Here is a 25,968-nt window from a genome sequence, read left to right as displayed (position 1 = left end):
CATTGGTTTTTACCTAACGGTATTTTGGATGGCTATGCGGATTAATATGCCATTTAATGAATTTATATGCAATTTAAATGACTTAAAATTTAATTATGCGTATAAAAAAGCCCTGCATTGAGCAGGGCCGAATGGAGCAGGGTGCAATCAGTTGCGACGTTCAAATGCCAGCGCGCGGCGTTCAATCAGGCGCATCAGCAACGTCAGCAAGCCGTTGACGCACAGGTAAACGATACCGGCGGCACCGAACACCATCACATCATAAGTGCGGCCATACATCAGTTGGCTGTAGCCCATTACCTCCATCAGCGTAATGGTATAAGCCAGCGAGGTACTTTTGAATACCAGTACCACCTCGTTGGAATAGGACGACAGCGCACGCTTGAAGGCAAACGGCAGCAGAATCCGCAGCGTTTGCTTGCGCGACATGCCCAGCGCTTCGCAAGACTGCCATTGGCCTGCCGGGATAGCGCGCACCGCACCGTGGAACAGCAGGGTGGTATAGGCCGCACTGTTTAGCGCCAACGCGATCATCGCACACAGCCAGGGCTGCGAAAGCAGGCTCCACAGCCATGGATATTCGCGGATCGCCGGGAACTGGCCTGGGCCGTAGTAGATCAGGAAGATCTGCACCAGCAACGGAGTACCGGTGAACAACGTAATGTAGATCTTCACCAATGGGGTGAGCACTGGCGTTTTCAGCGTCAGGATCACCGTCAGCAGCAGCGACAACAGCAGCGAAACAAACAGCGCCACAATGGTCAGCGTCAGGCTGGTGTGCAGCCCTTTGAGGATCTCGGGTAAGAACTCAAGCATCAGGATGGCCCCCGTTCAAAACGCGTCGTACGGAGTTCGATCCGTTTGAGGATGTACTGGCTGAGCAGGGTGACGACCAAATAGATCGCCGCTGCGATCACATACCAGGTAAACGGCTCCTGAGTACGGGTGGCGATACTCTTGGTTTGCAGCATCAAATCGTTGACGCTGATCAGCGATACCAGCGCGGTATCCTTCAACAGCACTAACCATTGGTTGCCTAATCCAGGCAACGCGTGACGCCACATCTGCGGCATGATCAGGCGGAAGAAGATCGCCGCTTTCCCCAAGCCCAGCGCCTGGCCGGATTCCCATTGGCCCTGTGGTACGGCTTTCAGCGCGCCACGCAGCGTTTGTGAGGCATAGGCCGAATAGAGCAGGGCCAGGGCAATCACGCCGCACAGGAACGGGCTGACGTCGAAGTTATCGATAGCCAACTGTACCGGCAACTGGAACAGGCCAAAATTCAGGGTAAAGCCGTCCGACAGCATCAGTAACAGCTGCGATGAACCGAAATAGATGAACAGCACCACCAGAATTTCCGGCAGGCCGCGCAGCAGGGTCACCCAGGCGGTGCCGAGCCAACTGACCACTTTCCAGCGCGATGACTCCCAGACGGCAAACAGCATCGCCAGGATCAGCCCGAGGACCAGGGCACAAACGGCAAGGCCGACGGTCATCCCGGCGGCGCTTGCTAAAGGTTGGATTTCATTCATGGATGATGATTACTGCTGGAACCATTTTTTGTAGATGGTTTCGTAAGTCCCATCCTGTTTGATTTTATCCAGGGCGGCGTTGAACTTGCCCTGTAGTTCGGTATTTTGCAGGCGTACGGCGATGCCCAGCCCGGTACCGAAGTAACCTTTGTCCGTCACCTTGTCACCCAGGGTAGCCAACTCCGCGTTCTGCTTCAGCCAATCGTTGACCACGGCGCTATCACCGAATACGGCATCAACACGGCCATTTTTCAGATCCAGAATGGCGTTCTGATAGCTGTCGTAAGGCACGGTGGTGATTTCCGGGTGCTTGTCGGTCAGGTATTTCTGGTGAGTGGTGCCGTTCTGCACGCCAACGCGTTTACCTTTCAGCGCAGCCACGTCGGCCACTTTGCCTTTCTGGACGATGAACAACGCCGAGTTGGCATAGTAAGGTTGGGTGAACAGCACCTGTTTTTCACGCTCAGGAGTGATATCCATCCCAGATATTACCGCATCGAAACGCTTGAACTTCAGGCTGGGGATCAGGCTGTCAAAGGCCTGGTTGGTGAAGCTACAGTCGGCCTGGATCTCTTTACACAAGGCATTAGCCAGATCGATGTCAAAGCCCTGGATTTTATTGTCCGCACCGATAGATTCGAACGGAGGATAGGAGGCCTCCATAGCAAAACGGACGGTTTCAGCCGCAGAGGCGGAAACACTGATGCCAGCCAGAACGGCGGCAATGATGAATTTTTTCATCGCAAACTCCCCTAAAAACAGCAAATCAATTTATTAGTGTGATAAATAGTTGGCAAATTCAGCGGTTTGCGGCTGCGCAAAGTGGCTGGCATCGCCCTGTTCCACGATATGACCGTTTTCCATATACACCACACGGCTGGCGGTTTTACGCGCGACTTCAACTTCGTGGGTGACGATCACCTGAGTGATACCGGTACCGGCCAGTTCGCGAATGATGCTGACAATCTGGGCGGTGATTTCCGGATCCAGCGCGGCGGTTGGCTCATCGAACAGCAACACCTGGGGTTCCATCATCAGCGCACGGGCAATGGCCACGCGCTGTTGCTGACCACCGGAAAGATGCAGCGGGAAACGATCGGCAAAGTCGGTCAGGCGCAGGCGCTTGAGCAGCTTATCGGCACGCTCCATCGCCTGTGCCTTGGTCAAGCCAAGCACGCGGCAAGGAGCTTCGATCAGATTCTGCACCACGGTCAGGTGGGGCCAGAGATTATATTGCTGGAATACCATGCCGACGTTCTGGCGTAGCTCACGGATGGCTTTTTCACCCGGCGCGTGCTTGAAGTCGAACTGATTGCCCGCGATCTGCAGGTGGCCTGAACGTGGCATTTCGAGCAGGTTCAGTACCCGCAACAATGAACTTTTCCCCGCGCCGCTTGGACCAAGCAGCACTAAGGTTTCCCCTGCTGGGCAATCCAGGGTGATGTTAAACAGCGCCTGGTGTGCGCCGTAAAAGCAATTGATATCTTTTAGTTGAATACTCATGCGCCGGAATTGAATAGACATTGATGCCGCGAATGTTAACTTCCACAGAATACTTATGCAATCTTTGTGAGTTAAAATTTATTACTGTGCGTCATAACGATGAAACAATAGCACAAGATACCGCGACTTACGCACGAATGGCGGATTTGTCGCGCACTGTGTGATATTGGTAGCGAATTTTCTTAAATCGCTGGAAATTTGTGCGTAATCAAGGCGTGCTGCCGGTAATCGGCGTATAGCGTGCACCGGCTGAGGTGATATCCTTAATCAGGAAATCCGTGAAGAACACAGGAAGAAACAGGTGAACATCAGGTTAGGGATCGTTGCCATAGCGCTAATGCTGCTGGTGGGCTGCCAAAGTTCAGGGCACGACACGCTGGTGGATCGCGGCAGTTATCGGTTGGAAACCCAGCATCAGGCGCAGGGAGCCGATCAGCGTATCCGTTTCCTGGTGATGCACTACACCGCCGAGGATTTCCATTCTTCGCTGAAAACCCTGACCGATGAACACGTCAGCGCCCATTATCTGTTGCCTGAGCATCCGCCATTGCGCGAGGGCAAACCCGTCGCCTTTCAACTGGTTCCTGAAGAGATGCGCGCCTGGCATGCCGGAGCCAGCAGTTGGCGCGGGCGTAGCAGCCTGAATGACACCTCGATCGGGATTGAGATCGTCAATCCAGGTTTCAGTCGTACTTTGCTGGGCAAACAGTGGCAACCCTATACCGCCGAGCAAATCGATCTGCTGATTCGCCTCAGTAGCGATATTGTACAGCGTTATGCCATGCAACCGACGGATGTGGTGGGCCACAGCGATATTGCTCCGCAGCGTAAACAGGATCCGGGGCCGTTATTCCCTTGGCAGCAGCTGGCGCAGGCGGGCATCGGTGCCTGGCCGGATAAGCCGGTGGTAGAACGTTATCTGGCGGGGCGCGATAAACAGCTACCAGTGCCGATGGCTACGCTGTTGGAGAAGCTGGCACGCTATGGTTACGGCATCGATCCACTGTGGGATGCAAAGCAGCAGCGGAATGTGGTGGCGGCATTTCAGATGCATTTCCGGCCCAGCGATTATCGCGGTGAGCCGGATGCAGAAAGTGAGGCGATTATTGATGCGCTATTGGCAAAGTACGGCGCAGTTCGCTGATCATAAACCGTGCAGTTTGCCGTGATCCTTCAGCCAGCGGGCCGTGTGGCTGATGCCTTCTTCCAGCGAAATCAGCGGCTGATAGCCTAATTCCTGTTGTGCTCTAGAGGTATCCAGCGTCAAATCGAAGTTGAGTTTGGCTACGCCATAATGGGTCAGTACCGGCTCTTTCTCGCTTTTGTTGCTCAGCTTTTCCATGCCGCGCGCCAGCATATCCAGCATCGGATAAGGCACTGAGCGGATGCGGCACTTCATGCCCAGTTCGTCGATCAGTTGCTGCACCACCACACGCAATGGGCATACCTGCTGATTGGTGATGTTGTAAGCCCGGCCTGACGGGGTATTTTCTTTCTGGGTCGCCAGCCACATGGCGTGGACCGCGTTTTCCAGATAAGTCATATCCACCAACGCATTACCGCCGCGCGGCAGCAGCAGGCTGCCATAGTGCTTAATCATTTGCAGCAGGCGCGGCAGCATCACTTTGTCGTGCGGGCCAAACAGCCCTTGAGGGCGCAGAATGGTAAAGTGGGTTTGCGGGTTGGACAACGCCAGTTGCTGGATCACCTGTTCACCGGCGGCTTTGCTGCGGGCAAATTCATTAGCAAAACGCAGTGGGCGGAAATCCTCACCCACGTTGCGATGATGCCGGTAATCGAAGTAAATCGCCGGTGAAGAGATATGGATAAACTGCGAAACGCCGTAAGCCGCCGCCCATTCACCTAAGCGACGAGTGGCACGCACGTTGGCCAGTTCAAAGGCTTTTTCCGTGCCCCACGGGGAAGTAAAGCTGGAGCAATGCCATAACACGTCTACATCCGCTAGCATGGCCTTGGCCTGCGAGGAGATCAGATTAGTGAGATCGGCATGAATGAATTCGGCGCCTAATTTTTCCAGCAGGCTGCCCATTGCCTGGTTACGGCCGGTGGCACGCACTTTTATGCCCTGGCGGCGGAGATATTCAACGGCGTTACGGCCTAAACCACTGGTTGCACCGGTGACCAATACCTTCATAGCGAACTCGAGTTCTCACCAAAAAATCAGGATGCTGAGCGGGGAGTTGCTACTCCCCGGCAAATAGGGCGCCATTCTTTCGTGAATCTGTGCGCTATGCAATCGGAAAGCACCCAACCGCTGCGGCAAACTGTGCGGTTGATCGGTAAATAGGCACTCCGCCATGTTCAAGGGCGCCGGTGGTCGTATTCTTCGGCCAGTTTGGCGATGCGCTTAGCCATACCGCGGAAAATAAACAGGTGCGCAGGCATCATTACAAACCAGTACAACAGCCCGCTGAAACCCGCAGGGTGCCACCAGGCACGTACATCAAGCTGGCGGTGGTCGCCAAAATCTTTGATGCTGAATGTCAGCCTGCCAAGGCCCGGTGCTTTCATGCCGAACATCAGCGCCAACTGGCGCAGCGGCTTCATGGTGATCACCTTCCAGCCGTCCACCAGATCGCCAACCTCTAGCGTATCCCGCGCTGGTCGGCCATAAACGATGCCATTACCCGCCATATCATCCATGCGTGCGCGAATTTGCCACAGGATGTTGGCATAGAAGTAGCCTTCCTTGCCGCCCAGTTGCTGAACCACATGCCACAAGGCGGCACTAGAGGCTTGCGTATCCAGCGTGCAACCTGCGTGCTTCGGGTAAAATCCGTAGCCAGGCCGCCAGCGGGCGCGAGCTTCGGGATCGTAACCCCAGTCGGCGGAGTCGATCACTTCATCCTCGCGGCGCAGCGTTTCCTTTACCGCTTCATCAAAGGTTTGCAACCGTTGTGGGATCAAGGCTTGCAGCGGCTTGCCGTCGGCAGGGAGATCGTGATTCAGCCCCTGGATCAGCGCGCTGGCAATCGAGGTGGGAACCGAGGTAATCATGCTGATAAACCACACCGAAATAAAACGTGTTGGCAGCGGGATCGGGATCAGCCAGCGTTTTTTGCCACTGATGACGATAAAGCGCTCGAACAGGGTTTGATAGCTGATGTATTCCGGCCCGGCGACGTCAAAAATACGGTTTTCCTGTGCCGGGTGTTGCAGTAACTCGGTCATATAGACCAGCAGATTTTCCAGTGCAACCGGAGAAGACTTGGAACGCACCCAGCGCGGCGGGGTGAGGATCGGCAGGTTATAGACCATGTCGCGCATCACTTCGAATGCTGCGGAACCGGGGCCAACGACGATGCTGGCACGCAATTCGGTTACCGGGATACCGCTCTGGCGCAGGATCTCACCGGTCAACTTACGGGCGATCAGGTGCGGCGAGCTTTCGCCCTCCGGTTGCAACGCCCCGAGAAAAATCACCTGTTTGACTTTAGAACCACGCAGGGCGATGCGCAGGTTTTCTGCCGCCTGGCGTTCTTTTTCAATAAAACCATCGCCATCACCCATGCCATGAATCAGGTAGTAGACAGCATCAATCTGCCACAGGGCTGCGGTCAGCGTCTCTGGGCGATAGATATCCACGTAGCGGCAATTCACGCGTGGCCAGTTTTGCTCTTCCAGCCATTCTATGCGACGCGCTGCGGCGGTGATCTCATGGCCCTGTTCCACCAGGCGGGGGATTAGATGCTGGCCGATATAGCCGCTGGCTCCGAGAACCAGAATACGTTGGGGTATCATCAATGCTGCCTTGTGTCATTAACGTTGGTATAAGCGGAGTGACAGGATGCCAAATTTACTGATTAAATGCATTTTTTGTGTGGGTATTCAGCATTGCATTTGAACTGACGTCAGTCCACTATACGCAGCGTATCTTGCTATGAGTTCGTGAACTTCCATGAAAATCAATCATTTCTGTTATCTTTCCCTGGTGCTGGTATCCGTTGGCTGCCTGTACTTTTCAAACCCTCTGTGGGTCTGGTTGTTGCTGGTTAACCTGTTGACGCTGCTGGTTTATGGTGGCGATAAACTTGCTGCCTGCAAAGGATGGCGGCGCGTGCCGGAAATCACGCTACTACTGTTCGGGCTGATAGGGGGTTGGTTAGGTGCTATTTTAGGCCAACAGCTGTTCCGGCATAAAACGCAAAAACAACCCTTTAAGACTTATTTTATGCTCAGCGTGGTGCTGAATCTGCTGGTTATCCTGGGAGCCGGTTACTGGTTCTATGGCCGCATGGTGGTTTGAGATCTTGCATCGACAATCCCCTGAAAAGCGTCAGGGGATTGCGGTTAAACGGCTTCAGGCATGCTGATGCAGAAATGCCTGCCACAAATCGACCACTTTCTGCAGATCCTGACGGCTGACGTTGAGATGAGTCAGGATGCGCGTCAGCGGCCCTGAGCTGATCAACACGCCGTTTTCACGCATCCATGGGCCGAGTTTAGCCGCCATCTCTGGGGATTGACGCAGATACAGGACGTTGGTCTGTGCGCCCGGCTCGGCGATATCTACGCCGATGTTGCGCAACTGCTGTTCCAGCCATTTGGCGTTGTCATGATCGTCCTGCAAACGTTCCACGTTATGCTCGAGCGCATACAGGCCCGCTGCCGCCAGAATACCGGCCTGACGCATACCGCCGCCGGTCATTTTGCGCCAGCGGATGGCACGCTGGATAAACTCTTCACTGCCGCACAGCAGCGATCCTACCGGCGCACCCAAGCCTTTCGACAGGCAAATGGTGAAGGTATCGCAATATTGCACGATGGTTTGCAACGGAACGTTGAGCGCCACGGCGGCGTTGAAGATGCGTGCGCCGTCGATGTGCAGTGCCAGATGGTGCTCGCGGGTGAATTGCCAGGCCTGTTGCAGATAATCAAGCGGTAACACGCGGCCGCTGATGGTATTTTCCAGGCTCAGCAGACGGGTTTTGGCAAAATGGATATCGTCGGGTTTGATCGCTGCCGCTACTTTGTCCAATGGCAGAGTGCCGTCTGGGTTACCCTCGATCGGCTGCGGCTGAATGCTGCCCAGCACCGCGGCACCACCGGCTTCATATTTGTAGTTGTGCGCCTGCTGGCCAACGATGTATTCCTCACCGCGTTGACAGTGGCTTAACAGGGCTACCAGGTTCGCCTGGGTACCGGTGGGCAGGAACAGCGCCGCTTCTTTACCGGACAGCCTGACGGCCTCTGCTTGCAGTGCGTTCACCGTTGGGTCGTCACCATACACGTCGTCACCGACCTCGGCATTAGCCATGACGCTGCGCATGGCTGCGCTAGGTTGTGTAACGGTATCACTGCGTAAATCTATGAGCATACGAATCCTTATCGCCAATCAGAGAAATGGCTTCCATCATAACCGGATTACAGCGCTGAAAAAGCAGAAAATGCAGCGCGCGCTGGATACCCGATCAGGCGAGAGTCACATCGCCCTGTAACTGGCAACTGCAGGCCAAGACATAGCCTTGCTCGATTTCTGCTGGCGTCAGCGTCATGGTACTGCTGGTGGTGTAGTGCCCCTCCACAATGCGGGTTTTGCAGGAACCGCATACGCCAGCGCGACAGGCGGCAAGGACCGGCAGTTTATGGGCCTCTAGCGCCGCGAGCAGCGTACTGCCGACCGGCACGCGGAATTCGCGTAGCGGTTGGCCGATGCGCAGCGTCAGTTGCTCGCCTTGCTCGTTGTGCTGTTCCGCTGAGGTATGGAACTGCTCTTTGTGGAAGCGTGAAGCCGGGACGCCAAGCTGCTCACAGAGTTGCTCCACCTGCTGCATATAAAGCTCGGAACCACAGGCCATCACGATACGCTCAGTGATGTCTGGCGCTACCTGTTGTAAAAATTGTGCGCTGATACGGCCGTTCAGCAAACCAGAGTGCGCGCTTTGTTTGGCGATCAGCGTCAGTCGCAGCTGTGGGTGAGCGGTACACAGATCTTGCCATTCATCGGCAAAAATCACATCTGCCAGAGTACGCACGTTGTAGATCACCCGGATATCGCACTGCGGGCGGTTGGCCACCAGCCAGCGGCACATCGACATCACCGGCGTGATGCCACAACCGGCCGCCAGCATCAGATAGCGGTCGCCAGGGTGCTGGGCACAGCTGAAATCCCCTTGTGCGTCTGACAGCCACAGTACATCGCCGGGTTTAACTTCCTGCGTCAGCCAGCGCGAACCGGTGCCTTCGGGCAGGCGACGCACGCTGAGGCTGATAAAACGGCTTAGGCCGGGTGAAGAGGAAAGGGTATAGGCGCGCAGCGTATCTTCGCTGTTGCGAATGCTGACTAGCGCAAACTGACCAGGTTGGTAGAGGTAAATATCAGGGTTAATCAGGTTCAGCGTCCAGACGTCGGCGGTTTCCTGTTGGATGGAATGCACCTGCATTGGATTAGGGCAAAGTGGGCTGGGTGGGGTCATCGGGCACCTCAAAAATAAAAAACGGGGCTGCTATTGCAGCCCCGGAAAATGGCATTAGCCAAGAAGTGTTTGCATATCTTGCTCTACGGTAGTGATCGGGCGCAGGCCGAATTTATCATTCAGTACTGCCAGCAGGTTATCGGTCAGGAAGGCCGGTGCGCTTGGGCCGGTAACGATATTTTTCACCCCCAGTGACAGCAGCGTCAGCAGGATGACGATCGCTTTCTGTTCGAACCAGGACAGCACCAGGCTGAGTGGCAGATCGTTCACCGTGCAGCCGAGTTTCTCGGAGAGTTTTACCGCCAGCATCACGGCTGAGTAAGCATCGTTGCATTGGCCGACGTCCAGCAGGCGTGGCAGGCCTTCCAGAGTGCCGAAGTCCAGCTTGTTGAAACGGTACTTGCCGCATCCCAGCGTCATGATCAGGCAATCCTGCGGCACGCTGCGGGCAAAGTCGGTGAAGTAGCTGCGATCGTCACGGCTACCGTCACAGCCGCCAACCAAAAAGACGTGGCGCAGTTTTTTCTGTGTGACTAGGTCGATTACCGTATCGGCTGCGTTCAACAGCACCTGGCGGCCAAAGCCGATGGTGATCAGGTGCTCAAGCTCATTGTACGGGAAGCCGTTGAGCTGCTGCGCTTGGTTGATTACCGCACTGAAATCGTCCCCTTCCAAATGTTTGACGCCCGGCCAGCCAACCATGCTGCGCGTCCAGATGCGATCGCCATAATTGCCGACGTTCGGATCGATAATGCAGTTGGAGGTCATCACAATCGGGCCAGGGAATTTGGCGAATTCGGTCTGCTGGTTTTGCCAACCGCCGCCGTAGTTGCCCACCAGATGGGTGAACTTTCTCAGTTCTGGGTAAGCATGGGCTGGCAGCATTTCGCCGTGGGTATAAACGTTGATGCCGCTACCTTCGGTCTGTTCCAGCAACAGGCGCAGATCTTGCAGATCGTGGCCGGAAATCAGGATGGCCTTGCCCGCCACCGGGCGCACGTTGACCGAAGAGGGCTGAGGATCGCCATACGCCAAGGTTTCGCCATGATCAAGCATAGCCATGACGTTGAAGTTCATTTTGCCGATGCCCATAGCGTTATTCAGCAGGGTATCAACATCGCGCGGCGCAGTGCCAAGCCAGGCCATAAAGGCGTGGTAATCGGCGTAGATCTGGTTGTCGAACTGCCCCAGTACATGGGCGTGTTCCATATAGGCAGCGGCCCCTTTCAGGCCATACAGGCACAGCATGCGCAGGCCGTGAATATCGTCGCCTACGTCGGCTTTATCGGTATTGAGTGCAAACTGCGCAGACTGCTGCAACAGCGTTGGCATATCGTTGCCAGCCAGTTGCAAGGCCGCCAGCGGATGATCGACGCGTACGCTGGCGTCCAGCAGGCGGCAGCGTGCGGCCAGTGATTCGCGCAGGGCAATGGTTTCACGCGCGTAGCTGATAATGCGGTCGGAATCGAAATTCACGTTGGTCAGCGTTGAGAAGAAAGCGCGTGGAGAGAAACTGTCGATATCGTGATCGACAATGCCTAACGCCCGAGCCTGTAACGCCCAGGCGGAGAGGCCTTGCAGCGCAGCGACCAGAAGATCTTGCAGGTCGGAGGTTTCTGCCGTTTTGCCACACATCCCTTGAGCGTAAGAGCAGCCGTTACCTGCCGGTGTCCGGATAGTTTGTTCACATTGCACACAGAACATAATCGCTTCCTTTTCAAAGTTGCATTTGTAATGCCTGTTTTTGAGCATAGAACGGCAGGGTGAGCTTAAAAAGACTTTTTTATTAAAACCTTACCTAAACTTGATGTAGGACAAATTAGCACGCGGATGGGAATTATTACGCTTTGCGCCCCGTCATGTTTCAAGCCGCAGGTACGTGGTCTTTCCTGCAGTTCGAGTTATTCAGGGGCGGTGGGAACGCAAGGTGAAAAGGTCAGGAGAACAACGCCATCAGCACCGGCCCCAGCAGGCTCAGCAGGAAACCATGTACGATCGCTGGAGGCACCATTTCCAACCCGCCGCTGCGTTGCAGAACCGGCAGGGTGAAGTCCATCGAGGTGGCGCCGCACAAACCCAACGCCGAGGAGCGGCTGCGGCGCACCAGCGTTGGGATCAGCATAATGGCCACCAGTTCGCGCGCCAGATCGTTGAAGAAGGCTGCGCTGCCCAATACCGGGCCGTAAGCGTCGGTAATCAGGATGCCGGAAAGGGAATACCAGCCGAAGCCGGAAGCCATCGCTAACCCGGTTTTCAGAGGTAGGCCCAGCAACTGCGCCGCCAGCGCGCCGCCAGCCAGTGCGCTGACCGCAACCACCACCGCCACGATCATGCCACGGCGGTTGAGTACGATCTGGCGCAATGTCATACCGCTATTGCGCAACTGAATACCGACCAATAACAGCAGGAAGAGCAGAGCATACTCGCTGCCTTTGCTGGCGAATTGCAGCCACGACCACTGCGTCAGGCCCAGCACAAATCCCCCCAATACCACGAAGCACAGCTTCAGGGATTCCAGCGCCATATGCAGGCGCGAAGGCAGTTTTTCCTGCTTGTGGGTGTTTTTCCACGGCCTGCGGCGCTCCAGCACAAACAACATCAGCAGGTTAGCGCAGAAAATGCACAGGAAAAACACCCCGGTATACTGGAATATCAGCACCAGATTGCTGCTGAGGTTCTCCAGAAATGCCAGGCTGATGCCCATAAAGAACAAAATGACGTACACCATCCAACTCAGCAGACGGTTAATAGTCTGAATCAGGGGTTTGCTGCGCAAGGGAATAAGATAACCGGCGACCAGCGGTAACAGAATAATCAGCAGTCCTGAATACATGATGAAACGAGTGTCCTTTAATCAGGGAGAGGCCGGGAACCCGGCAAGCTCAACACGCTAACTAAAATGAACGCTGGAGTAAAGCAACAGATATGATGATGTCTGCTTGACCTGAAAAGGTTTTTTTGACCATCCTCAAGGGGGATGGTCTTCATATTGGTAGAGTGATTTACCCTTGGTACTTGAAGTTGCAAGGGGATTAGCGACGCTCACTCACTCTTGGGTAGAGTGCGCATGCGAGGTGGATGATGTTCTTAGAACGCGTTGAGATTGTAGGATTTCGTGGTATCAACCGGCTTTCATTGATGCTTGATGACAACACCGTATTGCTTGGTGAGAACGCCTGGGGTAAGTCCAGCCTGCTGGATGCGATGACCTTTCTTCTGGCACCGGAGCAAACGCTGTACCGCTTTGAAGCTCGGGACTTTCACTTTCCTCCGGGTGATGAAGCCGCCAAAGAGCGCCATCTGCAAATTATTTTCACGTTTTGCGAAAAAGATATCGGCCACGCACACCTGCCGCGCTATCGCCATCTGTCACCGCTTTGGTCGAAGGGCGAGGATAATCTGGGGCGTATTCACTATTGCTGTGAAGGTGAATTGGAAGATGATGGAACGGTGTGTACCTGGCGCCGTTTTCTTGATGCCGACGGCAATGCGCTGCACCTGCATCATATCGATCAACTGGTGCATGCGCTGATCCGCATTCATCCGGTGCTGCGCCTGCGGGATGCGCGTTTTATCCGCCGCTTGCGCTCCCGTTCGCTTAACGATCACCTTCCCGCCGACAACGAAGCCTTGGCACTGCAGTTGAATCAACTGACGCGTGAACTGGTGCATAACCCGCAAAAGTTGACCAACTCCGAACTGCGCCAAGGGCTGGCGGCGATGCAGCAACTGCTGGAACACTATTTTGCCGAACTGGGCTCGCAAGTGGCAGGGCCACGCCACCATCGCCAGACCGAAGAGCAGCAGGCGTGGCGTTCGCTAGACAGTCTCAACCGTATGATCGCCGAACCCAACAGCCGCAGTATGCGCCTGATCCTGCTGGGCATGTTTTCTACGCTGTTGCAGGCCAAGGGCAACGTTAAGCTCGATCCTCATGCTCGGCCCTTGTTGCTGGTGGAAGACCCGGAAACGCGCTTGCACCCCATTATGCTGTCGGTTGCCTGGAGTCTGTTTAACCTGATGCCGTTGCAACGGATCACCACCACCAATTCCAGCGCACTGGTTTCGCTGGTGCCAGTGGAGCATATTTGCCGTCTGGTGCGGGAATCCGCCCGCGTTGCAACCTATCGCCTTGGGCCGCGTGGCTTGAGCCCGGAAGATGGGCGGCGTATTGCGTTCCATATTCGCTTTAACCGTCCCTCTTCACTGTTTGCTCGTTGTTGGCTGTTGGTGGAAGGGGAAACCGAAGTCTGGCTGCTGAACGAACTGGCGCGTCAATGCGGTTACCATTTTGAGGCCGAAGGCGTACGGGTGATCGAGTTTGCTCAATGTGGCTTGAAGCCGCTGCTGAAGTTTGCCCGCCGGATGGGAATTGAATGGCATGCTTTGGTTGACGGGGACGAAGCCGGGAAAAAATACGCCAATGCCGTGCGCAGCCTGCTGGATAACCATGAGGACAATGAACGCGATCGCCTGACGGTGCTGCCAGCGCCGGACATGGAGCACTTTATGTACAAAGAGGGCTTCAGCTCGGTTTATCACCGGGTTGCGTCGGTGCCGCTCAAGGTGCAGATGCCAGTGCGGAAAGTGATCCTCAAGGCGGTGCATCACTCTTCCAAGCCCGATCTGGCGATTGAAGTTGCGGAGCAGGCGGGAACATGGGGCATCGATTCTGTGCCGCCGCTGCTGAAAAAAATGTTCTCGCGGGTGATTTGGCTGGCGCGCGGCCGGGCTGATTAGTGTTAAGGAAGACCGTGTTAAACGTGATAATTTATCTGCGTTACCACTTTTGGTAGCCAAAGACTGATAGGAATAGACATTGACGTGGTTGAAAGGACGTAAAAAACGCTGGGCGCTCATCCTGGCTGTTCTGGCGGTGATAGCTGCGCTGGTTTATTGGCGCTCCAGCCATCCTGTGGCGGCGGATTTTAAAACGGTCAAGGTTGCCCAGCGCGATCTGCAACAGAACGTATTGGCGACTGGTCAGTTGGATGCGGTACGTAAGGTTGACGTCGGCGCTCAGGTCAGCGGTCAACTGGAGAGCCTGAAGGTCGAGATTGGCGATAAGGTGAAAAAGGGCCAACTGCTGGCCATTATCGATCCGCAGCAGGCGCAAAACAGCATCCGTGAAGGCGAAGCGACCCTGCAACAACTGCATGCCCAATTGCAGCAGGCACAGGCGGAACAGCAGTTGGCGTCGGTGACTTTGCAGCGCAACCGCGAACTGGCCAAGGTGCTGGCGGTATCGCGTCAGGATCTGGATCAATATGCGACCGAACTGGCGGTGAAAAAAGCGCAGGTGGATACCATCAAAGCGCAGATCATGAAAAATCAGGCCAGCCTGGATACGGCAAAAATCAACCTGGCTTATACCCGCATCGAAGCGCCGATGGACGGCGATGTGGTGCAGATCACCACCTTGCAGGGCCAGACGGTGATTGCCGCGCAACAGGCACCCAACATTCTGACGCTGGCCGATCTGAGCACCATGCTGGTGAAAGCGCAGGTGTCTGAGGCTGATGTGATTAACCTGAAGCCGGGCCAGAAAGCCTGGTTTACCGTGCTGGGCGATCCGAACAAACGCTTCAACGGCGTGCTGAAAGATATTCAGCCGACGCCGGAAAAGGTCAACAACGCCATTTTCTACTATGCGCGCTTTGAAGTGCCGAACCCGGAAGGGGTATTACGCCTGCAAATGACGGCTCAGGTGCATATTCAGCTTTCTGGCGTCAGCGATGCGCTGGTGATCCCCTTGGCGGCATTGGGCGATCAGATTGCCGACAATCGTTATCACGTTGCGCTACTGAAACAGGGGAAAGAAGAACAGCGTGAAGTCACCATCGGCATACGCAATAACGTTGATGTACAGATCGTCAGTGGGCTGAAGTTGGGTGACGAAGTGATTATCAGCCGCGGCGGCTTAGGGGCCCAATGATGGCGGTGTTGTTGGAACTGAGCGGTATCCGGCGTAGCTATCTCTCTGGCGATCAGACGGTGGATGTGCTGAAGAACATCAGCCTGAGCATTGAGGCGGGTGAAATGGTGGCGATTATGGGGGCTTCCGGCTCCGGTAAATCGACGCTGATGAACCTTCTCGGCTGCCTGGATCAGCCCAGCGCCGGTACCTATCGGGTGGCCGGGCGGGATGTGGCCACTCTCAACGGTGATGCGCTGGCGCAACTGCGGCGTGAGCACTTTGGTTTTATCTTCCAGCGTTATCATCTGTTACCCCATCTGAGTGCAGCGCATAACGTCGAAGTGCCTGCGGTTTATGCCGGTTTAGGCAAAGCCGCCCGGCGGGAAAGGGCCGCCGCGTTGCTGCAACGCCTGGGACTGGGCGATCGTATCGCTTATCGGCCAAGCCAACTTTCTGGCGGCCAACAGCAGCGCGTCAGTATTGCGCGGGCGTTGATGAACGGCGGGCAGGTGATCCTGGCGGATGAACCGACCGGCGCACTCGACAGCCACTCCGGCGAAGAGGTCATGACCATCCTCAAGCAACTGCGCGAGCAGGGGCACACGGTAATTATTGTGACGCACGATCCGGCTGTGGCACGCCAAGCCGAACGGATTATTGAAATCCGCGATGGGGAAATCATTGCCGACTCTGGCTCGGCCGTGCGCGGCAATGTGCAGGCCAAAACCTTGGAATTGGCAACCCCAGCGCCTTCCTGGCAGCAGATGTTTGGCCGTTTCCGTGAAGCGCTGGTGATGGCGTGGCGGGCGATGGCGGCCAACAAAATGCGTACCGCGCTCACTATGCTGGGGATCATCATCGGTATTGCTTCCGTGGTCTCGATCCTGGTGATCGGCGATGCTGCTAAACAAATGGTGCTGGCAGATATCAAATCGATCGGTACCAATACCGTGGATGTCTATCCGGGCAAAGATTTTGGTGATGACGATCCGGCATACCGCCAGGCATTGAAATATGACGATTTGGAGGCGTTGCGTGAACAGCCCTACGTCAACGCGCTGTCACCCAAGATCGGCAGCAGTATGCGGCTGCGTTTTGGCAATATTGATGTAGCGGCTAACGTCACCGGCGTTAGCGAGCAGTTTTTCCGGGTTTACGGCATGGCATTTACTCAGGGTACCGGCATTGATCCTATGCAGGTGCAATCTCAGGCGCAGATTGTGGTGATCGACGCCAATACCCAGCGCCGCCTGTTCCCGTACCAGAAAAATGTGGTGGGTGAAGTGATTTTGGTCGGCAATATGCCCGCAACGGTGGTCGGGGTAGCAAAAGAGAAACCGTCGATGTTTGGCAGCAGCCAGGCGCTGAGCGTGTGGGTGCCTTACACCACCATGGCGAATCGATTGGTGGGAAAAGACAGTTTTGATTCAATCACGGTGCGCATTCGTGAGGATTACAACAGCCAGGAGGCGGAACAACAACTGACGCGCCTGCTGACGTTGCGCCACGGTAAGAAGGATTTCTTTACCTATAATATGGACAGCCTGGTACAAACTGCTGAAAAAACCACCCGCACGTTGCAGTTATTCTTGACGCTGGTGGCGGTGATCTCGCTGGTGGTTGGCGGCATCGGGGTGATGAATATCATGCTGGTCTCGGTCACGGAAAGGACGCGTGAAATCGGTATCCGTATGGCGGTGGGTGCGCGCTCTGGCGATGTATTGCAGCAGTTTCTGATCGAAGCGGTGCTGGTTTGCCTGGTGGGCGGCGCGCTGGGGATTACCTTGTCATTCGCCATCGGCCTGCTGGTTCAAGTGGTGTTGCCGGGCTGGCAGATCAGTTTCCCACCTGCTGCGTTGCTGAGTGCGTTTCTGTGTTCTACGGGGATCGGCGTGGTATTCGGTTATTTACCGGCACGCAGTGCGGCCAGGCTGAACCCGATCGATGCATTGGCGCGTGAGTAGCCTGAGTAGTAGACTAATAAAAAATGCCAGTCATAGGTTGGCTGGCATTTTTATGTGGCAGTGCAGAAGAGCTTTGAAGGGCGTCTAGGCCAGTGCCTCGCTTTCCAGCGGCATAATAAGGCTCGCATGATTCCCTTTCGGCCCTTGATGAACGTCAAATCTGACCTGCTGGCCAGCTTTTAGCGTTCGGTAGCCATCCATCTTGATTGTTGAATAATGAGCGAAAATATCTTCGCCGCCGCCTTCAGGGCAAATAAAACCAAAGCCTTTGGCGTTATTGAACCATTTAACAGTACCCGTCTCCATGCTTCTACATCCCTCGCAACGCAATATTTTAGGTGAGATGAATAACTGATTTTGGTGAGTGTAGGGTGGTCAAAAGACCAGCAGCTCACGAAATTACACTCTAGAGCAAATGATCATCACGTCAAGGGATCGGCTTTTGACAGCACCGGGCAGTTCACCAAAGTTTGAAGCAGTTAACGCTATTGACATTGTTTGGTAACAAATTGTGCAGGAAATCGGGTCTGTTTTATCTGGTTTAAGCTGCGGCGCGCTGGCCACGAAGATGGTAAAATAGTAGAGATATTCCCTTTGAATAACCCGAACGTGCCCCCATATCTGGGGTCATGGTTAGAGAAGATGAACCGCGATGGGTAAGAGCAATGATTGGCTAAATTTTGAACACTTGGCTGAAGAAAAACAAATCGATGCGGTAAAACCGCCATCTATGTATAAAGTTATACTTAACAACGATGATTACACACCGATGGAATTTGTGATTGACGTGCTGCAAAAGTTCTTTTCTTATGATATTGAACGTGCAACACAACTGATGCTTACGGTTCACTATCGAGGTAAGGCGATCTGCGGTGTGTTCACCGCCGAGGTGGCGGAAACCAAGGTCGTTCATGTGAACCGTTACGCGAGGGAGAATGAGCATCCGTTGCTTTGTACGTTGGAAAAGGCCTGAATGGAGTCCGATTCAATAGGCGCTATCAGCGTAGCCAGTTTGGGCGTAGGCAGCGCATCGTAGCCCGGAGCGTACATGCAGTACGTTACGTAAGGAGGCGAACACTGCCCTGGCGCAAAGTGGCAAGTAAAATAGTCTGGTAAACAGACTAAAAGGTAATCTATTTGGGAGGTGCCTATGCTCAATCAAGAACTGGAACTCAGTCTAAACATGGCTTTCGCCAGAGCGCGTGAGCACAGACACGAGTTTATGACCGTGGAGCACCTGTTGCTGGCACTGCTCAGCAACCCTGCCGCGCGAGAAGCGCTTGAGGCATGTACGGTGGATCTGGCGGCATTACGTCAGGAACTGGAAGCCTTTATCGAACAAACAACGCCTACGTTGCCCGTCAGCGAAGAAGAGCGCGACACTCAACCGACGCTCAGCTTCCAACGTGTGCTGCAACGTGCGGTATTCCACGTGCAATCTTCTGGTCGTAGCGAAGTCAGCGGCGCCAACGTGCTGGTGGCGATCTTCAGCGAGCAGGAGTCGCAGGCGGCTTACCTGCTGCGCAAACACGACGTCAGCCGTTTGGACGTGGTGAACTTCATTTCACATGGTACGCGTAAAGATGAGCCGGGCCAGGCCCCGAATGCGGAAAACCCGGTAAACGAAGAGCAGTCCGGAGGGGAAGACCGTATGGAAAACTTCACCACCAACCTGAATCAACTGGCCCGTGTGGGCGGCATCGATCCATTGATTGGCCGTGACCGTGAGCTAGAGCGTGCTATTCAAGTGCTGTGCCGCCGCCGTAAAAATAACCCGCTGCTGGTGGGTGAGTCCGGCGTGGGTAAAACCGCGATTGCCGAAGGGCTGGCCTGGCGTATCGTGCAAGGGGATGTGCCAGAAGTGATGGCAGACTGCACGCTGTACTCGCTGGATATCGGTTCGCTGCTGGCAGGGACCAAATATCGTGGTGACTTTGAGAAACGCTTCAAAGCGCTGCTGAAACAGCTGGAGCAGGATCAGAACAGTATCCTGTTTATTGACGAAATTCACACCATCATCGGTGCCGGTGCGGCTTCCGGTGGGCAGGTGGATGCCGCTAACCTGATTAAACCGCTGCTGTCGAGCGGCAAAATCCGGGTGATCGGTTCTACCACCTATCAGGAATTCAGCAATATTTTCGAAAAAGACCGTGCTTTGGCACGTCGCTTCCAGAAAATAGACATTACCGAACCGACGCCGGAAGAGACCATTCAGATCATCAATGGTCTGAAAACCAAGTACGAAGCGCACCATGACGTGCGTTATACCGCCAAGGCGATCCGCGCTGCGGTTGAGCTTTCGGTGAAATATATCAACGACCGTCATCTGCCGGATAAAGCGATTGACGTGATTGACGAAGCGGGCGCGCGTAGCCGGTTAATGCCGATCAGCAAACGCAAGAAAACCGTTAACGTGGCGGATATTGAATCTGTGGTGGCGCGTATTGCACGCATCCCGGAAAAAACCGTCTCTGCCAGCGATCGCGACGTGCTGAAGAGCCTGAGCGATCGTCTGAAAATGCTGGTGTTTGGCCAGGATCCGGCGATCGAAGCCTTGACCGAGGCGATCAAGATGAGCCGTGCTGGCTTGGGCCAGGATCGCAAACCGGTAGGTTCCTTCTTGTTTGCCGGGCCGACCGGCGTCGGGAAAACCGAAGTCACGGTGCAACTGGCAAAAGCGCTGGATATTGAGCTGCTGCGGTTTGATATGTCCGAGTATATGGAACGTCACACCGTCAGCCGCCTGATTGGCGCACCTCCAGGCTACGTGGGTTACGATCAGGGCGGTCTGCTGACCGATGCGGTCATCAAGCATCCGCATGCGGTGGTGCTGCTAGATGAGATCGAGAAGGCGCATCCGGACGTGTTCAACCTGCTGTTGCAGGTCATGGACAACGGTACCCTGACCGATAACAACGGCCGCAAGGCAGATTTCCGTAACGTTATCCTGGTGATGACCACCAACGCCGGTGTGCGTGAAACAGAGCGTAAATCGATTGGCCTGATCGAGCAGGACAACAGCATTGATGCGATGGAAGAGATCAAGAAAGTGTTCACGCCGGAATTCCGTAACCGTCTGGACAACGTTATCTGGTTCAACCATCTGTCTCCGGCGGTGATCCAGCAGGTTGTCGACAAGTTTATTGTCGAACTACAGGCGCAACTGGATGCAAAAGGCGTGTCGCTGGAAGTGAGTGACGAAGCGCGTGATTGGCTGTCAGTGAAAGGCTATGACCGTGCGATGGGGGCTCGCCCAATGGCGCGTGTGATGCAGGAAAGCCTGAAGAAACCACTGGCTAATGAACTGCTGTTCGGTTCGTTGGTGGACGGGGGTTCGGTGAAAGTTGAGTTGGATAAGGACAAAAAACAGCTGACTTATCACTTCCTCAGTGCTGCAATGCGTAAAGCCGACGAAGGTGCGGTGCACTAAGCGGTAAGCAGACAAAGAAAAGCGATGCTTCGGCATCGCTTTTTTTATACGTGAATTTCACGTGGAACAGAAATGAGTGAGCCCTCTCAGTTTACTCGCGCCGGTACAACTCGGTGGTGAACGTTGCTGCGGGGGTAAACGGAAAGGGCTCCTGAGGGATCACATCCTCAATGTTGCCAAATGCTGGCAACGGGTGAGCCGATTAACGGCTACGGAAGACAATGCGGCCTTTGCTCAGGTCGTACGGGGTCAGCTCTACAGTGACTTTGTCACCCGTCAGGATGCGGATATAGTTTTTACGCATTTTACCGGAGATATGAGCGGTTACCACGTGCCCGTTTTCCAACTCAACGCGGAACATGGTGTTCGGCAGCGTATCAAGAACGGTGCCCTGCATTTCAATATTGTCTTCTTTGGCCATCGAATCCTCTAGGTGTAACTACCTTAGTTTTTAACCGGCAAGATAATGCCGAAAAACCCACATTATGTAAAGATGTGTCGGTGAACAATGCACCGTTTCCGCAAAATTAGTCAGTTGGGGAGGGTGGTTCAACCTGCTGTGGGGGTATCACTTGTGGTTGCCAGCATTCCGGCGCTAAAACCCTGCGTTGAAGGTTGCTCAGCAACTGCAAAAATTGGCGGCGGGAAATCTCTTTTGCTCCCAGCGAGGCAGTGTGAGCGTTAAGCACCTGACAGTCAACCAATTCTCCGCCATAAGCAGCAAAATGACGGCAAAACGCCATCAGGGCATATTTTGACGCATTGGTTGTACGGCTGAACATCGACTCTCCGCAAAACAGCGCCCCTTGCGCGACACCATACAGGCCACCAACCAGTTCATCCCCTTGCCATACCTCAATGGAATGGGCTTTACCCTGCCGATGCAGTTGCCAATAGGCCTGCTGTACTTCTGGGCCGATCCAGGTCCCTTCGTCCGGGCGATAGGCACAGGCGGCAATCACCGCAGCGAAATCGTGATTAAGGGTGATATGGAACGGGTTGCTGCGTAGGAAGCGCTTAAGGCTGCGGCTGGCGTGGTATTCTGCCGGGAACAGCACGGCACGGGGATCGGGTGACCACCATAAAATCGCTTCCCCCGGTGAGTACCAGGGGAAAATACCGCGTTCATAGGCGGCCAGCAGGCGCGAAGGTGTCAGATCGCCGCCAATCGCCAACAGGCCGTTAGGATCGCGCAGGGCGCTCTCTGGTGAGGGAAACGCCAGTGACTGCGGTGACAGCTTAACAATACGCATAAATCCTCTTAGCGTTGCCTACAGGCCGTTTTACAGCGATATATTACTGATCCGCTGATGGAATTGGGCATAACGACCTTGTTGCTGCATTAGGGCAGCATGATGACCTTGTTCCACGATCTTGCCGCCATCCATCACACAGATACGATCGAAATGTTCCAGCCCATACAGACGATGGGTCACCAGAATTAGCGTTTTGCCACGGCAGTGCTGGCGTAACAGAGCCAAAATCTGCTGCTCGGTTTCGGCATCCAGCCCTTCGGTAGGTTCATCAAGCAGCAGCAGCGGGGCTTGATGCAGCAGCGCACGGGCGATCCCCAGGCGGCGCTGTTCGCCACCGGAAAGCTGACGGCCACCTTCACCCAACCAGGCATTCAGCCCTTCGTTTTCCAGTAGTTTGCCCAGCCCAACCTGTTGCAGGGCGTTGTTCAGTACCTCATCACTTGCCAGCGGAGCGGCGATGCGCAGGTTTTCACGCAGCGTGCTGCTGAAGATATGCACTCGCTGGCTGACGACCGCAGTCATGGCGCGCAGCGTAGCTTCATCATAGCTGTTCAAGGGTTGGCCATTGAGCTGAATCTCACCGCTGTCAGCATTCCAGGCACGCGTCAGCAGTTGCAGCAGGGTGGATTTGCCACAGCCGGTTCGCCCCAGCAGCGCGATGTGTTCACCGGCGGCAAGATTCAACGCGATGCTATGCAACACCGGGAGCGGTTGCCCTGGATAGGTGAAAGAGACGTCATGCAGGTTTAGCGTTGCGCCCGGCTGTGCCACAGGCCCACTCTCAGAGAAAATAACTTCCGGTTGCTGATCGATAATCTGTTTGACGCGCGTTGCGGAGGCGATGACCTGGCCTAGATGTTGGAAAGCGCCAGCAACCGGCATCATGGCCTCAAAGGAAGCCAGTGCGGCAAAGGCAAACAGTGCAATCAGCGCTCCTGGCTGAGTATCACCGCCGATACCGGCTGCCGCCAGCCACAGCATCAGCGTAACGGTGAGGCCGCTGGCAAGAATCGTTAATGCCTGAGCGATTCCGCCCAGCGAAGCCTGCTGCCATTGACGCTGTTGCCAGCGCTGTTCGGTGGCATTCAGTTTGGTACGGAAACTCTCTAGCGCGCCGAAAATCACCAGTTCTGCCTGCCCTTGCAGCCAAGCTGCCAACTCGGTGCGGTATTGGCTACGCAGTGCGGTTAATTCGCCCCCTATCGGCTTACCGGCGTGATAGAACACTGGGGGAAGCAACAGCAGCAACAGCAGTAAGATGCCACCCAAGGTGAAGGCTAGCGGGCCATCCAGCCAGCTAAGGCCGAAAGTCACCACCATAATCACCACAGCGGCGCTGACCAACGGGGAGATCACCCGCAGATACAGGTGATCGAGCGTATCGACATCGGCCACCAATCGGTTCAGCAATTCAGCCTGACGGAAGCGGGCAATACCACCGGGGGACAGCGGCAAGATCTTCTTGAAGGTAAACACTCGCAGATGCGACAGCACGCGGAAGGTTGCATCATGGCTGACCACGCGCTCTGCATAACGCCCTGCGGTGCGGAAGATCGCGGCTCCGCGTACGCCTGCCGCTGGCAACATGTAGTTGAAGGTCAATAAACCGGCCAACCCGGCCAGTGAAGAAGCCGCCAGAAACCAGCCGGAAAGCGCCAGCAAGCCGATACTGGCCAGCAGGGTGACGATCGCCAGAATAATTCCCAGGCAAATCAGAAAGCTGTGTCTGCGGTACAGCGCCAGAAATGGCAATAAAACGCGCATGATTATAGTTCCCCGCTGCGGTGGGCAATCAGATTGGCAAACAGGCCGGGTTGGGTACTGAGCGTGGCATAATCGCCCTGTTGAACGATTTTCCCGCTGTCCATCACCCAAATCTGGTCGTAATCTTCGATATCTTCCAACTGATGTGTCACCAGCAAGGTGGTCTGCTGATGTGAGGCGTTATTCAATGCCTGCATCACCCAGCGTTCACTGTGTGCATCCAGGCTGGCGGCCGGTTCATCCAGCAACAGCAAGCGGCGTGGGCTGATCAGCGCGCGTGCGACGGCTACCCGCTGCGCTTGGCCAACGGAAAGGCGTGCTGCGCCATCGCCCAGATCGGTTTCCAGCCCGTTGGGCAGATGCGGCAGGAATTCGCTGACGTAAGCCTGCTCAATCGCCTGCTGTAGTTGTTCTTCGCTGGCTTCGGGCGCGCCAAGCAGAATATTTTCTCTTAGCGTTGGTGCTGGCAGCTGCGGGTTTTGCCCCACCCAGCCGAGCTGTTGGCGCCAGCTTGCCGCCGCCAGTTCACGTAGTTCTGTACCGTTAACCTGCAATGACCCTCGATACGGCAGGAAGCCGAGCAGTAGATTTAGCAGTGAGCTTTTCCCAGCGCCGCTTAGCCCGACCAGCGCAATACGTTGGTTGGCCGGGAGCGTAAAGTTGAGTGGCCCGGCCAGCAATACGCCGTTAGGGGAGAGAATCTCCAGATCTTGTGCCTGCAACGTTAGCGCTGCTGCGGTATCGATAATTTGAGTCCCATTCCCCACCTGCTCACCTTCTGCGGCCAAGAAGGTTTCCAGCGCTTCGGCTGCGCCAACGGCCTGCGCCTTGGCATGGTAGAAAGCACCGAGATCGCGCAGCGGCTGGAAGAATTCCGGCGCGAGGATCAGCATCAGGAAGCCGGCAAACAGCGTAACGCCGGTGCCGTAGCTGCCGAAATTCAGTTCACCGAGATAGGAGAAACCAAAATAGACCGCTACCACGGCGATGGAAATAGAAGCAAAAAACTCCAACACCGCAGAGGAGAGGAAAGCCATACGCAGCACTTCCATGGTGCGTTGGCGGAAATCCTCCGAGGACTTGGCAATCTGTTCTGTTTCTGCCCGCCCACGGTTAAACAACCGCAGCGTATCCAACCCGCGTAGCCGATCGAGGAAATTGCCACTCAGGCGTGCCAGCGCCACAAAATTCCGGCGGTTGGCATCTGCGGCGCCCATACCGACCAGCGCCATAAACAGTGGGATCAGCGGAGCGGTGGCCAGCAGGATAAATCCGGCGGCCCAGTTAACTGGGAAAACGGTAACCAGGATCAGCAGCGGGATAAAGACCGCCAGATACATCTGTGGCAGGTAACGCGCATAGTAATCCTGCATATCTTCGATCTGTTCGACAATGATGCTGGCCCAGCTACCGGCGGGTTTCCCCTGGATCCAGGCAGGACCAAGCTGTTGCAGTTTATTCAGTACCTGCGCCCGCATGCGCTTGCGGATCACTTGCCCGCAGATAAAGCCGACGCGCTCGCGCAGCCAGCTTAACAGCGCTCGCAGCGCAAAGGCGGCAATCAACCCGATAAACGAGGAGACAAGTTCAGCGCGGGGTTGATGTTCGATAATCAGGGCATGAAGCAGGGAGGCTAACAGCCAGGACTGGGCGACGATCAAAATGCCGCTGAGCAGGCCTAACAGCATGGAAAGACGCAGCCAACGCTGCGCCAATGCACTCTGGGTTTTGAGCCAACGGGTTAATTGGTACTGTCTGGTTTTTTTCATCAGGTAGTCTGCGTCGCCGATGCCTGCCGTAACAGGTCAGGTTAACGTACTGTTAAAAAAGTGTTTGCCTCGACCTGAAGCGAAACAAGTGAACGCTAATGTTACCTCGTCACCATGCAGACTGAAAATAAATATCCCTATCCCCGTAATACTTCGAGCAGCAGGTGTGTTGGCTTTCCTGCAACTCGAATTATTTAGGGGATATGCTGCGGCCAGGTTTTCGGCAATTCAGGGGGATCTTTGAAATACGCTGGGGATAAATAAGGCGGAGGTTGATGACAAAGTGGTTTTTAAGCCAGAGATACTCGGGCCTAGCGCACCGAGGGGCGCTCCGGCGGCTTACGCCGCTACGACCCCTTCGGCACGCTCTCCCTAATATCTGGCTTTGTCAGCAGT

At 55.2% G+C, this 25,968-nt stretch carries 22 protein-coding genes; 7 read left to right on the top strand and 15 right to left on the bottom strand.

Annotation, left to right across the window (positions count from 1 at the left end; all coding sequences use genetic code 11):
* Positions 1-147 precede the first annotated feature (147 nt).
* Genes artM through artP form a run of 4 tightly spaced genes read right to left on the bottom strand, consistent with a single transcriptional unit; the run spans position 148 to position 3,035 of the window.
* Positions 148-816, bottom strand: a complete 669-nt coding sequence (gene artM, locus AC2A1E_RS08050; RefSeq protein WP_459402138.1) for an arginine ABC transporter permease ArtM — start codon at positions 814-816, stop codon at positions 148-150.
* Positions 816-1,532, bottom strand: a complete 717-nt coding sequence (gene artQ, locus AC2A1E_RS08045) for an arginine ABC transporter permease ArtQ (protein WP_473187704.1) — start codon at positions 1,530-1,532, stop codon at positions 816-818. Before artQ ends, artM begins: the two co-directional genes overlap by 1 nt.
* A gap of 9 nt (positions 1,533-1,541) precedes the next feature.
* Positions 1,542-2,273 carry an arginine ABC transporter substrate-binding protein gene (gene artJ / locus AC2A1E_RS08040; RefSeq protein ID WP_484383306.1) on the bottom strand — a complete coding sequence of 244 codons (732 nt, stop codon included), beginning with the start codon at positions 2,271-2,273 and terminating at the stop codon, positions 1,542-1,544.
* Between the two features lie 33 nt (positions 2,274-2,306).
* Positions 2,307-3,035 carry an arginine ABC transporter ATP-binding protein ArtP gene (gene artP / locus AC2A1E_RS08035; protein WP_473187702.1) on the bottom strand — a complete coding sequence of 243 codons (729 nt, stop codon included), beginning with the start codon at positions 3,033-3,035 and terminating at the stop codon, positions 2,307-2,309.
* Between the two features lie 337 nt (positions 3,036-3,372).
* On the opposite strand from artP, the gene AC2A1E_RS08030 reads away from it, so the two are divergent.
* A complete protein-coding gene (locus tag AC2A1E_RS08030; protein WP_484383347.1) occupies positions 3,373-4,179 on the top strand; it encodes an N-acetylmuramoyl-L-alanine amidase in 807 nt (268 codons plus the stop codon).
* Here the strand turns inward: AC2A1E_RS08030 and AC2A1E_RS08025 are convergent, their stop codons facing one another.
* Positions 4,180-5,190, bottom strand: a complete 1,011-nt coding sequence (locus tag AC2A1E_RS08025; RefSeq protein ID WP_484383305.1) for an NAD-dependent epimerase/dehydratase family protein — start codon at positions 5,188-5,190, stop codon at positions 4,180-4,182.
* 167 nt (positions 5,191-5,357) lie between these two features.
* Positions 5,358-6,797 (bottom strand): DUF2867 domain-containing protein, encoded by a 1,440-nt coding sequence (locus tag AC2A1E_RS08020; protein WP_484383304.1) that lies wholly within the window; start codon positions 6,795-6,797, stop codon positions 5,358-5,360.
* 157 nt (positions 6,798-6,954) lie between these two features.
* On the opposite strand from AC2A1E_RS08020, the gene AC2A1E_RS08015 reads away from it, so the two are divergent.
* Positions 6,955-7,302, top strand: coding sequence for a DUF1294 domain-containing protein (locus tag AC2A1E_RS08015; protein ID WP_484383303.1), 348 nt, complete (start codon positions 6,955-6,957; stop codon positions 7,300-7,302).
* A gap of 54 nt (positions 7,303-7,356) precedes the next feature.
* Here AC2A1E_RS08015 and ltaE read toward each other — a convergent pair whose 3' ends face one another.
* From ltaE to AC2A1E_RS07995, 4 genes are all read right to left on the bottom strand, one after another.
* Positions 7,357-8,373: a low-specificity L-threonine aldolase gene (ltaE, locus tag AC2A1E_RS08010; protein WP_484383302.1), complete on the bottom strand. Its 1,017-nt coding sequence runs from the start codon at positions 8,371-8,373 to the stop codon at positions 7,357-7,359.
* A 94-nt stretch (positions 8,374-8,467) separates the two neighbouring features.
* Positions 8,468-9,472: an NADH oxidoreductase gene (hcr, locus tag AC2A1E_RS08005; RefSeq protein WP_484383301.1), complete on the bottom strand. Its 1,005-nt coding sequence runs from the start codon at positions 9,470-9,472 to the stop codon at positions 8,468-8,470.
* 54 nt (positions 9,473-9,526) lie between these two features.
* Complete coding sequence (gene hcp, locus AC2A1E_RS08000) at positions 9,527-11,176, bottom strand: hydroxylamine reductase (protein WP_484383300.1); 1,650 nt, start codon at positions 11,174-11,176, stop codon at positions 9,527-9,529.
* 232 nt (positions 11,177-11,408) lie between these two features.
* Complete coding sequence (locus tag AC2A1E_RS07995) at positions 11,409-12,305, bottom strand: LysO family transporter (protein ID WP_459402148.1); 897 nt, start codon at positions 12,303-12,305, stop codon at positions 11,409-11,411.
* Between the two features lie 248 nt (positions 12,306-12,553).
* Between AC2A1E_RS07995 and AC2A1E_RS07990 the strand changes: the two genes are divergently transcribed.
* From AC2A1E_RS07990 to macB, 3 genes are all read left to right on the top strand, one after another.
* Positions 12,554-14,212, top strand: coding sequence for an ATP-dependent endonuclease (locus AC2A1E_RS07990; RefSeq protein ID WP_484383346.1), 1,659 nt, complete (start codon positions 12,554-12,556; stop codon positions 14,210-14,212).
* A gap of 79 nt (positions 14,213-14,291) precedes the next feature.
* Positions 14,292-15,407 (top strand): macrolide transporter subunit MacA, encoded by a 1,116-nt coding sequence (gene macA / locus AC2A1E_RS07985; protein ID WP_484383299.1) that lies wholly within the window; start codon positions 14,292-14,294, stop codon positions 15,405-15,407.
* Positions 15,407-17,353 carry a macrolide ABC transporter ATP-binding protein/permease MacB gene (gene macB, locus AC2A1E_RS07980; RefSeq protein WP_484383345.1) on the top strand — a complete coding sequence of 649 codons (1,947 nt, stop codon included), beginning with the start codon at positions 15,407-15,409 and terminating at the stop codon, positions 17,351-17,353. The genes macA and macB overlap by 1 nt, the downstream gene beginning before the upstream one ends.
* Before the next feature lie 84 nt (positions 17,354-17,437).
* On the opposite strand, the gene cspD is transcribed toward macB, so the two are convergent.
* Positions 17,438-17,659, bottom strand: a complete 222-nt coding sequence (gene cspD / locus AC2A1E_RS07975; protein ID WP_037393863.1) for a cold shock-like protein CspD — start codon at positions 17,657-17,659, stop codon at positions 17,438-17,440.
* A gap of 346 nt (positions 17,660-18,005) precedes the next feature.
* Between cspD and clpS the strand changes: the two genes are divergently transcribed.
* Entirely contained in the window at positions 18,006-18,326 is a 321-nt protein-coding gene (clpS, locus tag AC2A1E_RS07970) for an ATP-dependent Clp protease adapter ClpS (protein ID WP_459402151.1), read from the top strand.
* A 177-nt stretch (positions 18,327-18,503) separates the two neighbouring features.
* Positions 18,504-20,783 (top strand): ATP-dependent Clp protease ATP-binding subunit ClpA, encoded by a 2,280-nt coding sequence (clpA, locus tag AC2A1E_RS07965; protein WP_459402152.1) that lies wholly within the window; start codon positions 18,504-18,506, stop codon positions 20,781-20,783.
* Positions 20,784-20,985: 202 nt separating this feature from the next.
* Here clpA and infA read toward each other — a convergent pair whose 3' ends face one another.
* From infA to cydD, 4 genes are all read right to left on the bottom strand, one after another.
* The gene (gene infA, locus AC2A1E_RS07960) at positions 20,986-21,204 is read right to left on the bottom strand and encodes a translation initiation factor IF-1 (RefSeq protein WP_002211347.1); all 219 of its coding nucleotides are present in this window, start codon (positions 21,202-21,204) and stop codon (positions 20,986-20,988) included.
* A gap of 106 nt (positions 21,205-21,310) precedes the next feature.
* Positions 21,311-22,036 carry a leucyl/phenylalanyl-tRNA--protein transferase gene (aat, locus tag AC2A1E_RS07955; protein WP_473187691.1) on the bottom strand — a complete coding sequence of 242 codons (726 nt, stop codon included), beginning with the start codon at positions 22,034-22,036 and terminating at the stop codon, positions 21,311-21,313.
* 30 nt (positions 22,037-22,066) lie between these two features.
* Positions 22,067-23,803 carry a heme ABC transporter ATP-binding protein/permease CydC gene (cydC, locus tag AC2A1E_RS07950; RefSeq protein ID WP_484383298.1) on the bottom strand — a complete coding sequence of 579 codons (1,737 nt, stop codon included), beginning with the start codon at positions 23,801-23,803 and terminating at the stop codon, positions 22,067-22,069.
* Between the two features lie 2 nt (positions 23,804-23,805).
* Positions 23,806-25,572, bottom strand: a complete 1,767-nt coding sequence (cydD, locus tag AC2A1E_RS07945; protein ID WP_484383297.1) for a heme ABC transporter permease/ATP-binding protein CydD — start codon at positions 25,570-25,572, stop codon at positions 23,806-23,808.
* Positions 25,573-25,968 lie beyond the last annotated feature (396 nt).

The sequence above is a fragment of the Serratia sp. HNCC26DJ206 genome (assembly GCF_057180605.1).
The sequence above is the reverse complement of the archived record's forward strand: the minus strand, read 5'-3'. Positions and strand labels throughout refer to the sequence as shown.